This window comes from Alphaproteobacteria bacterium (assembly GCA_030740435.1).
Taxonomy (GTDB): domain Bacteria; phylum Pseudomonadota; class Alphaproteobacteria; order UBA2966; family UBA2966.
The window spans coordinates 1-8,007 of record JASLXG010000020.1; the positions used below are offsets into that span (position 1 = coordinate 1).

General features: G+C 63.3%; 12 protein-coding genes. 10 read left to right on the forward strand and 2 right to left on the reverse strand.

Annotation, left to right across the window (positions count from 1 at the left end):
• The coding region (locus tag QGG75_02320) for a 2-aminoethylphosphonate--pyruvate transaminase (protein MDP6066082.1) at positions 1–220 on the reverse strand (220 nt) is incomplete at its 3' end.
• Positions 210–491 carry a hypothetical protein gene (locus QGG75_02325; GenBank protein ID MDP6066083.1) on the reverse strand — a complete coding sequence of 94 codons (282 nt, stop codon included), beginning with the start codon at positions 489–491 and terminating at the stop codon, positions 210–212. The genes QGG75_02320 and QGG75_02325, both read right to left, overlap by 11 nt.
• Before the next feature lie 574 nt (positions 492–1,065).
• Here QGG75_02325 and QGG75_02330 point away from each other — a divergent pair.
• The 10 genes from QGG75_02330 to QGG75_02375 all read left to right on the forward strand — a co-directional run bounded on the left by QGG75_02330 (position 1,066) and on the right by QGG75_02375 (position 7,919).
• The gene (locus QGG75_02330) at positions 1,066–1,296 is read left to right on the forward strand and encodes a tetratricopeptide repeat protein (protein MDP6066084.1); all 231 of its coding nucleotides are present in this window, start codon (positions 1,066–1,068) and stop codon (positions 1,294–1,296) included.
• A gap of 168 nt (positions 1,297–1,464) precedes the next feature.
• The gene (locus QGG75_02335) at positions 1,465–2,325 is read left to right on the forward strand and encodes an SDR family oxidoreductase (protein MDP6066085.1); all 861 of its coding nucleotides are present in this window, start codon (positions 1,465–1,467) and stop codon (positions 2,323–2,325) included.
• 193 nt (positions 2,326–2,518) lie between these two features.
• Positions 2,519–3,154 carry a DUF1326 domain-containing protein gene (locus QGG75_02340; GenBank protein ID MDP6066086.1) on the forward strand — a complete coding sequence of 212 codons (636 nt, stop codon included), beginning with the start codon at positions 2,519–2,521 and terminating at the stop codon, positions 3,152–3,154.
• 16 nt (positions 3,155–3,170) lie between these two features.
• Entirely contained in the window at positions 3,171–3,977 is an 807-nt protein-coding gene (locus tag QGG75_02345) for a DUF2182 domain-containing protein (GenBank protein MDP6066087.1), read from the forward strand.
• A gap of 8 nt (positions 3,978–3,985) precedes the next feature.
• Positions 3,986–5,212 (forward strand): MFS transporter, encoded by a 1,227-nt coding sequence (locus tag QGG75_02350; GenBank protein ID MDP6066088.1) that lies wholly within the window; start codon positions 3,986–3,988, stop codon positions 5,210–5,212.
• A 62-nt stretch (positions 5,213–5,274) separates the two neighbouring features.
• Positions 5,275–6,321 (forward strand): hypothetical protein, encoded by a 1,047-nt coding sequence (locus tag QGG75_02355; protein ID MDP6066089.1) that lies wholly within the window; start codon positions 5,275–5,277, stop codon positions 6,319–6,321.
• A gap of 2 nt (positions 6,322–6,323) precedes the next feature.
• Positions 6,324–6,599: a hypothetical protein gene (locus QGG75_02360; GenBank protein MDP6066090.1), complete on the forward strand. Its 276-nt coding sequence runs from the start codon at positions 6,324–6,326 to the stop codon at positions 6,597–6,599.
• 36 nt (positions 6,600–6,635) lie between these two features.
• Complete coding sequence (locus tag QGG75_02365; GenBank protein MDP6066091.1) at positions 6,636–6,842, forward strand: hypothetical protein; 207 nt, start codon at positions 6,636–6,638, stop codon at positions 6,840–6,842.
• Between the two features lie 159 nt (positions 6,843–7,001).
• On the forward strand, positions 7,002–7,253 hold the full coding sequence (locus QGG75_02370; GenBank protein ID MDP6066092.1) for a leucine zipper domain-containing protein: 252 nt from the start codon (positions 7,002–7,004) through the stop codon (positions 7,251–7,253).
• Positions 7,254–7,415: 162 nt separating this feature from the next.
• Positions 7,416–7,919 (forward strand): hypothetical protein, encoded by a 504-nt coding sequence (locus QGG75_02375; GenBank protein MDP6066093.1) that lies wholly within the window; start codon positions 7,416–7,418, stop codon positions 7,917–7,919.
• The last annotated feature ends 88 nt before the right edge of the window (positions 7,920–8,007 follow it).

Sequence of the window (8,007 nt, forward strand, 5' to 3'; positions counted from 1 at the left end):
TCGCCTCTATGCCAAAGGTCCCGCTGCCCTGAACCGGCACTGCGGCATGGCTGTCCTCGACACCGGCAATCGCCAGCAAACGCTCCCGGATGCGCCGGGTAATGGCGATAAATTCACTGTCCCGGGAGCCCCAGTCGCGCAGCATCGCCTGCTTGGTAGCAAGCGACGTCGTCAAGGGGCCGGGGGTCAGGAGATATTTGTCGTTTCCTCTATCGTTCATGATCAACCGTACGGCGATTGTCAGATCGAAAGTCCATATTCAACACCTCCCCAAAAGGTTTGTTGTTTTGCCGGTTCGAAATCGTGGCCTGTGCGAGTGAATCGAACCGGCATTTGAAAGTCAGCAAGGTCTCGCCGTAACTATTGATCACGGCAACGACAGAAACATCGAAGTATCTAAGGCAATGGCCGCAAAAGACGTTAAAACCATTGTCGTTGACGGCGAGTTTGGCGGCGTGGTTGGCGATGGTTTGGGCTAACTCTTCAACCACCTAATCAGGGCAGTACAACCCACGGCTCATCCAGGCAACTTGTAGCCAGCGATGGTCATAGTGACGACATCACAATAAACGCTCAACAACCTCAAATAGAATCTACCAGGCCTAACGGAATACTATCGGCTGCGAAATTTCAGTTACCATATACACAGACGGCAATCCTATCCGAATTTCACCAACATAGGAACCTTCATTGCGACCAGGCGGCACGAGGGACGGATATGTGTCCGGCTTATTCGGGCAGGCGATGCTGTCTTCCACGAAGCTAATTTTCGAAGTCGGTAGCACGATCCCTTGCGGCACGCCATACTGACCAACAAGCTGGTTCGCATCGCATGGACCAAATACGCGCTGATCTCGAAAGAGGAGGCAGAATATTTCTTCGCGCTACTGGGCACGCCAGTGCTAAGGAATGCGCTGAAGAATTGGCTCAACGGATTGTTGCGACGTGCGAGCGGCAGGGAGCAAACGGGATGAGAGCAGGCCATGAAGTCTTTCGGCTTGGCGACTATGCGCGGCTGACAAGATCTGGGCGGCTGGGCTCGAGTTCGGGGCGGCGACCACGCCGATGACCGACGGTATCAAGCAATTGGCAATGCTCTACGAGGCTCAAGGCAATTATCCCGAGGCGGAGCCGCTATACGTACGCGCGCTGGCGATCGAGGAGACGTCTCTAGGGCCGGACCATCCCGAGGTGTTGCAGAGCCTGAGAAACTACGCTGCGCTGCTGCGGAAGATGGGGCGCACCGCCAAGGCCGTGAAGATGGAGGCCCGCGCGGCGGCGATCCGGAAGCTATAATCACGACCTAGACGCGTTTAACGCAAGTCATGGATGGGGGAAGAGGGGCGCCAGACGGACACCGGCATCAAGGTGCCAAAATGGAGGTTCATGGACTATATATTAGGGAAACTTGATTTCTGCTTTTGGCTACAAACGGCGTTCCGCATCCTTCGCTCCTATTCCAGCTTGGCCGGCGTCCCCAGCTTCCCCATCCTGGTCTGTTCGCCGATGATTGCTATGCTGGCGCCTGACGATTTCTCAGGGGAGGCCGGCATGTTCGATCTGGAATTAGGGGGACGCGTTGCCATCGTCACCGGCGGCAGCGACGGCCTGGGGCGCGCCACGGCGCGGCGCCTGGCGGCCGAGGGCTGCAAGGTGGTGATCTGCGCCCGCCGCCAGGACTACCTGCAAGCGGCGGCGGCGGCGCTGGCCGAAGAGACCGGCGGCACCGTCGTGGCCCAGGCCGCCGACGTCACCCGGCCGGCCGATATCGAGGCCCTGGTGGCGGCCACGCTCGAGCGCTTCGGCGGCATCGACATCCTGGTCAACAACGCCGGCTCATCGGCCGCTGCGGCGCTCGAGGACCTCGACGACGCCGCCTGGCATGCCGATATCGAGCTTAAGTTAATGGCCGCGGTGCGGCTTTGCCGCGCCATCGTGCCGCTGATGCGCCAGCGCGGCGGCGGCGCCATCGTCAACGCCACCATCCCCGGCGGCAAGGCGCCCACGGCGCGCTCGCTGCCCACCTCGGTGACCCGGGCCGCCGGCATCAACCTGACCAAGTCGCTGGCCAACGAGTTCGCGGCCGACGGCATCCGCGTCAACACCGTCTGCATCGGCCTGATCAAGAGCGCCCAATGGGAACGCCGGGCCGGTGACAAGCCGGTCGACGAGCTCTACGCCCAAATGGCCGAGCGGGTGCCGCTGGGCCACGTTGGCGAGGCGGCGGACTACGCCGACCTGGTGGCCTTCCTGGTTTCCCAGCGGGCCCGCTACATCACCGGCACGGCGGTCAACCTGGATGGCGGCATGTCGCCCGTGGTATAGCAAGCCGCTGAAAAGGGATTTTCGTCGGGAGGGCAGGGACCAATTGTGGTTTGTTAGGAAATCGCTCCTTCGAGCCTTAACATTCCTTAGATAAGGGGACAGGGACGGTCCTCACATAGATAAGGGGACAGGGACGGCCCTCAGGGACGGCCCTGCGCCTTGAGCAACAGAATTCAAATCAGCGGAGAGAAATATGACGACGATCGATTGGAGCATCGAGGGTCCGCATTTCACTAACTGCAACTGCGACTACGGTTGTCCCTGCCAATTCGTCGCCCTGCCCACCGACGGCACCTGCAAGGCCGTCGCCGGCTGGCGCATCGACAAAGGACATTTCGGCGAGACCCGGCTGGACGGCCTGCTGGTGGTCTCCACCTATGCCTGGCCCGGCGCCGTGCACCAGGGCAACGGGGCCATGCAATGCATCATCGACGAAGGCGCGGATGAGACCCAGCGCCAGGCGCTGATCGCCATCCTGCAGGGCGAGGGCTCGGAGCCGGGGGCCTCGATGTTGAAGATCTATCGCGACATGTGCCCCACCTGGCACGAGCCCATCTTCGCGGCGATCGAGCTCGAGCTCGATGTCGAAAGCCGCACCGCGCGGCTCAACATCCCGGGTTTGGTCGAGACCTCGATCGAGTCGCTGAAGAACCCGGTCAGCGGGGCCGATCACCGAGCCCGCATCGACCTGCCCATGGGCAAGGAGTTCCACTTCGCCGAAGTGGCCAGCGGCACCACCAAGGCGACAGGTGCGGTGCTCTTGGAGTTCGCCGACAGCCACGCCCATCTCTGCCAGAGCACCTTCACTTCGGGCGGGCTTACCGCCTGAGGCAAGAGCCTGAACGATGCCTGACGTGACTGCGGCCCTGGAGACCGTGCTCAAGCGCGACCGGGCCATCGTCATCGCCGGCCTGATCTTCGTCAGCGCCGTCTCGTGGGCTTATGTCCTGAGCGGCGCCGGTATGGACATGTCCGGCTCGGAGACGGCGGCGATGTCGGGCGCCGGCGCGATGGCCATGCCGGCACCTTGGACGCCCGGCTATGCCGTCCTGATGCTGGCCATGTGGTGGGTCATGATGGTGGCGATGATGCTGCCCAGCGCCGCGCCCATGGTGCTGTTGTTCGCCGCCATCAGCCGCAAGGAGCGCGAGCGCGGCGGGGTCCCGGCGGCGGCCGGGTTTTTCGTCACCGGCTATCTGCTGGCCTGGGGCGGCTTCAGCCTCGTCGCTGTAGTGTTGCAATGGGCGCTGGAGCATCTGGCGCTGCTCTCACCGATGATGGCGACGACCAGCGTGGGCCTCGGTGCCGCCCTGCTGATCGCCGCTGGCATCTATCAGTTGACACCGCTGAAGCAGGCCTGCCTGCGCCACTGCCGCTCGCCGGTCGCATTCCTGGCCGGGCACTGGCGGCCAGGTGCGGCCGGAGCCATCCGCATGGGCTTGGCCCACGGCCTGTTCTGCCTCGGTTGCTGCTGGGTGCTGATGGCGCTGCTGTTCTATGGCGGTGTCATGAATCTCTGGTGGATCGGCGGTCTGGCGCTCTATGTGCTGATCGAGAAGCTGGCCCCCGCGGGCCCGAATATCGGCCGCTTCACGGGCCTTGTGCTGATCCTCTGGGGGCTCTGGCTCATGAGTATGTTGGCAATGGGATAATGACCGTCATGACCGGTTCCCCATCCGAACCCGGCTACCGCTGGGTGATCTTGGCGGTTTCCGCCGTAATGCTGGCCATCGCCGCCGGCGTGATGGTCAGCGGCATCTCGGTGTTTTTCCGGCCGCTGCTGGAAGAATTCGGCTGGCAGCGCGGTGCCGTATCGCTGATCAATTTGGCAGGTCTAATGGGCTTGGCCCTGGGCGGGGTCATCATGGGCCGCGTCGCCGATCGCATCCAGATCCGTTGGGTCTGCCTGTTCGGTGCCGTGGTTTTCGGTCTTTGCCTGCTGGCCGCCGCCTGGGCCGAGGCTCTCTGGCAGTTTTATCTGCTGTTCTTCGTGGCGGGTTTTTTCGGCGCCGCCTCCCTCATGATCTCGCTGTTGGCGAACGTCGGAAATTGGTTCAAGCAGGGCGCCGGCTTGGCCTTGGGAATCGCCTCTGGCGGCCAGGCGCTGGGACAGGGGGGCATACCCTTTGCTGCCGCCGTTTTGATCGGCGCCATAGGTTGGCGCGGCACCCTGATCAGCATGGGGGTGATTGCGCTGGCTGTGCTGATTCCCTTTGCCCTGCTCATCCGCCAACCAGCCAACCCTTCGGCAGCGGCGGCGCCCGGCGTTCCCACCGAGGAGGACTTATCGCCCGTACCGCTTCCGCCCAACGTGGTTGTCGCCTGGCTGGGTGTAGCAGTGGTGTTCTGTTGCATCTGCATGTCGGTGCCGCTGTTGCATTTGGTGCCCCTGGTACAGGATCGGGGCATTGCCCTGGATGATGCCGGCAGCGTGCTGTTTGTCATGCTGATTGCGGCCATTTTCGGCCGCCTGTTTTTTGGTAAACTGGCCGACCTGATCGGCGCCATCCAAGCCTACATGCTGGCGTCTCTTTGCCAGACCGTACTGGTGTTCATATTCATCCAACTGGAAACCCTCGGCGCCTTCTACGTTTTTGCCGTCATTTACGGCTTTGGCTACTCGGGGGTGATGACGGGAATCCTGGTTTGCGTGCGGGTCATGACGCCGCTCTCACGGCGGGCTTTCTCGCTTGGCGTCGTCAGCCTGTTCGGCTGGATCGGCCATGGCATAGGCGGCTACCAGGGAGGTTTTTTCTTCGACCTGACCGGCGACTACACGCTGGCCTATGCCAATGCAGCGCTGGCCGGCGTCATCAATCTGGTCATCGTGGGGTCGCTTTTCCTGACCATCGCTCGGCGCAAGGCAGCGTCCGCAGTCGCCGCTTAGCCTCGCCCGGCAAAGGCGGACTTGCTAAACTGTCGCAGGCGAAACTCGCGACGAGGCCGATCATGGCCCTGAATTCAAAGCGTCACGCGGTCGACGATCTGGCGGCGGCACAGGAATTTTGCCACAGCCGCGGCTGGACCGACGGTCTGCCCATCGTGCCGCCGACGGCCGAGGCGGTGGCGGCCTGCCTGGACTGGGCGCTGCTGCCGCCGGACCACCTGGTGGGCGTCGAGCCGGTGCGCGAACGTGCCATCACGGCCGAAAAACTGGCCGTCAACGCTGTCATGGCGGGCTGCCTGCCGATGCACTTTCCGGTCGCCGTGGCGGCTTTCACGGCCATGCTGGCCGAGCCCTTCCTGCTCCACGGTCCCACCGCCAGCACCGGCGGCGCGGCCATCCTGATCGTCGTCAACGGGCCGGTTCGTCAGGAATTGGCCATGAATGCCGGCTTCAATGCGCTGGCCGCCAGCGACCGTGCCAGCACGGCCATCGGCCGGGCCATTCGCCTGATGCTGTGCAACTTGCTCGACGCCCGGCCGGGCGAGGTCGATCGCTCGACGCTGGGCCATCCGGGCAAGTTCAGCTACTGCCTGGCCGAGGACGAGGAAAATTCACCCTGGCTCTCGTTGGCCGAGGAACACGGCGTGCCGGCCGAGATCTCGGCCGTGACGGTCATGGCGGCCGGGGCACCGCGCCAGATCATGAACGAATGGACCAGCGACCCGGCGGAGATCCTGGATACCTTCGCCGCCGAAATCCGGGCCAACATGCGCCACTATTCGATCTGGCCGGGGAACTACGCCATCGTCGTGCCGCCGCAGTTGCGGGCCCATTTCCACGCGGCCGGCTGGTCCAAGGCGGACCTGCGAAACTGCCTCTTCGAGAAAGCCCGCGTGCGGCGCAGCGATTGGGCCGAGTGCGGCAAGGGCGCGGTGGTCGGCAAAGAGGGCGATCGGGAATACGCGGCGCTGCCCGATCCCGACCATCTGCTGGTGATCGCCGCCGGCGGCCCGGCCGGCGGCTTCGGGGCCGTCATTCCGCCCTGGTACGGCAACAAAAGCGCCGCCGTGACGGTAGCCATCGGCGCTTGTCTGGATTGTGGACCCTGATCATGGAAATCCTCGACCCGACCCACGAAGGCGGAGCTCCGGCATTCGTCCCGGCCCAGCGGCTGGCCACGCTCGAGGGTACGACCGTCGCCATCCTCTCCAACGGCAAGAAGGGGACGAAAGCGTTTTTCGACGCCTTCGCAAGCGAACTCGTCGAGCATCACGGCGTGGCCGAGGTGGTGCGCCTGACCAAGGCCAACTACAGCGCCCCGGCCGAGCCCGGGCTGCTGGGGCGGGCCGAGCGCTGGCAGGCGCTGGTGGCCGGGGTGGGCGATTGAGGCAGCTGCTCGTCGTGCAGTTTGCACGACGCCATCATGGCCGAGCGGCTTGGTCTGCCGGCGGCCGGCATCATGACAACCAAGTTCGCCGGGGCCGCCGAACTGATGGCCCGTGTGCTGGGCGCCGAGGGTTTTTCCTACGTTGCCATCGAGCACCCCATCAGCAGCGCCAGCCGTGATGAACTGGCGCGGCGGGCGCAAAAGGCGGTGGCCGAGAGCGTCGAGATCCTCAGCGGCGCCTGAAAGCGGCTGCAGCCGTCAATTGCCGGCACCACCACCCCCCACCCCAACCCTCTCCCAGCGTCGGCCCTTGGTCCAAACCGGCTACATAGGTAACAGTTTAGTCCGACGACATGGGTAACAGTTCAAGATGTCCGCAGGGAGGACCTGCGGATGCCATGGATGGAGAGCTGTTCTGTGGATGAACGGAAGCGGTTTTTGAGGGCGGCCTTGTCGAAAGAAGAGAGCTTTTCGCGCTTGTTTCGTGGCTTCGGGATCAGCCGGAAGACTGGGTACAAGTGGCTTGAGCGCTATGAGCGGTTTGGCGGCGCTGGGCTGTTGGAGCGCAGTCGTCGTCCGCTGCACAGTCCACATGCCTTGAGCGATGAGGTTTTGGAGCGTTGTCTTTCAGTTCGTCGACTTCACCCGACCTAGGGTCCGCGCAAAGTTCTGGCGTGGTTGAAGCTGGACGATCCGGCGACGGTGTGACCGGTTGCGAGTACGATCGGCGAGGTGTTCGATCGAGCGGGCTTGACGGTGCGTCGCCGTTGCCGTCGTCGCACGCCAGCCTACAGTTCGCCCTTTGCCGCCTGTGAGTTGGCCAACGACGTCTGGACGATCGACTTCAAGGGCTGGCTCCGCACGAATGATGGCCGTCGCTGTGACCCCTTGACGCTGATGGATGCCCGGGCGCGTTATCTGCTTCGCTGCCAGGCTTTGTCGCGGCTCGACTTCGGGCATGTCTGGCCGGTTCTGGAGGCGGATTTCCGGGAGTTTGGCCCGCCGCTTGCGGTGCGTTCGGACAATGGCCCGCCGTTTGCGTCGGGGGCGGCTGGCGATCTTACGCAGCTGGCGATCTGCCTGATCCAGGCTGGCGTTGTGCCGGAGCGGATCGCGCCGGGGCATCCGGAACAGAATGGCCGTTACGAACGCATGCACCTGACGTTGCAGCAAGACACGGCGAGCCCGCCGGCGGCGACGCTGCGAGTCGCATTCACCATTTTGGGGTTGATGGTTTTTGCGGTTTTGGTTACACCCGTCATCTCTACCTCCACTCGTTATAAAATCTATCAAATCTACGATAATATAATCACTTCGTAGGGGTAGTCAGTCCGAACCCTCCTTGACCTGCCCCCAAGGTTTGTACCATATCCTATGTTAGTCTGTTTGCCATCCGTTCTGAGGCCCG

What these genes read in the sequence shown, in the direction of transcription:
- QGG75_02330 (MDP6066084.1), top strand. Translation starts at nt 1,066, where the DNA reads ATGACCGACGGTATCAAGCAATTGGCAATGCTCTACGAGGCTCAAGGC.
- QGG75_02340 (MDP6066086.1), top strand. Translation starts at nt 2,519, where the DNA reads ATGACGACGATCGATTGGAGCATCGAGGGTCCGCATTTCACTAACTGC.
- QGG75_02345 (MDP6066087.1), top strand. Translation starts at nt 3,171, where the DNA reads ATGCCTGACGTGACTGCGGCCCTGGAGACCGTGCTCAAGCGCGACCGG.
- QGG75_02350 (MDP6066088.1), top strand. Translation starts at nt 3,986, where the DNA reads ATGACCGGTTCCCCATCCGAACCCGGCTACCGCTGGGTGATCTTGGCG.
- QGG75_02355 (MDP6066089.1), top strand. Translation starts at nt 5,275, where the DNA reads ATGGCCCTGAATTCAAAGCGTCACGCGGTCGACGATCTGGCGGCGGCA.
- QGG75_02360 (MDP6066090.1), top strand. Translation starts at nt 6,324, where the DNA reads ATGGAAATCCTCGACCCGACCCACGAAGGCGGAGCTCCGGCATTCGTC.
- QGG75_02365 (MDP6066091.1), top strand. Translation starts at nt 6,636, where the DNA reads ATGGCCGAGCGGCTTGGTCTGCCGGCGGCCGGCATCATGACAACCAAG.
- QGG75_02370 (MDP6066092.1), top strand. Translation starts at nt 7,002, where the DNA reads ATGGAGAGCTGTTCTGTGGATGAACGGAAGCGGTTTTTGAGGGCGGCC.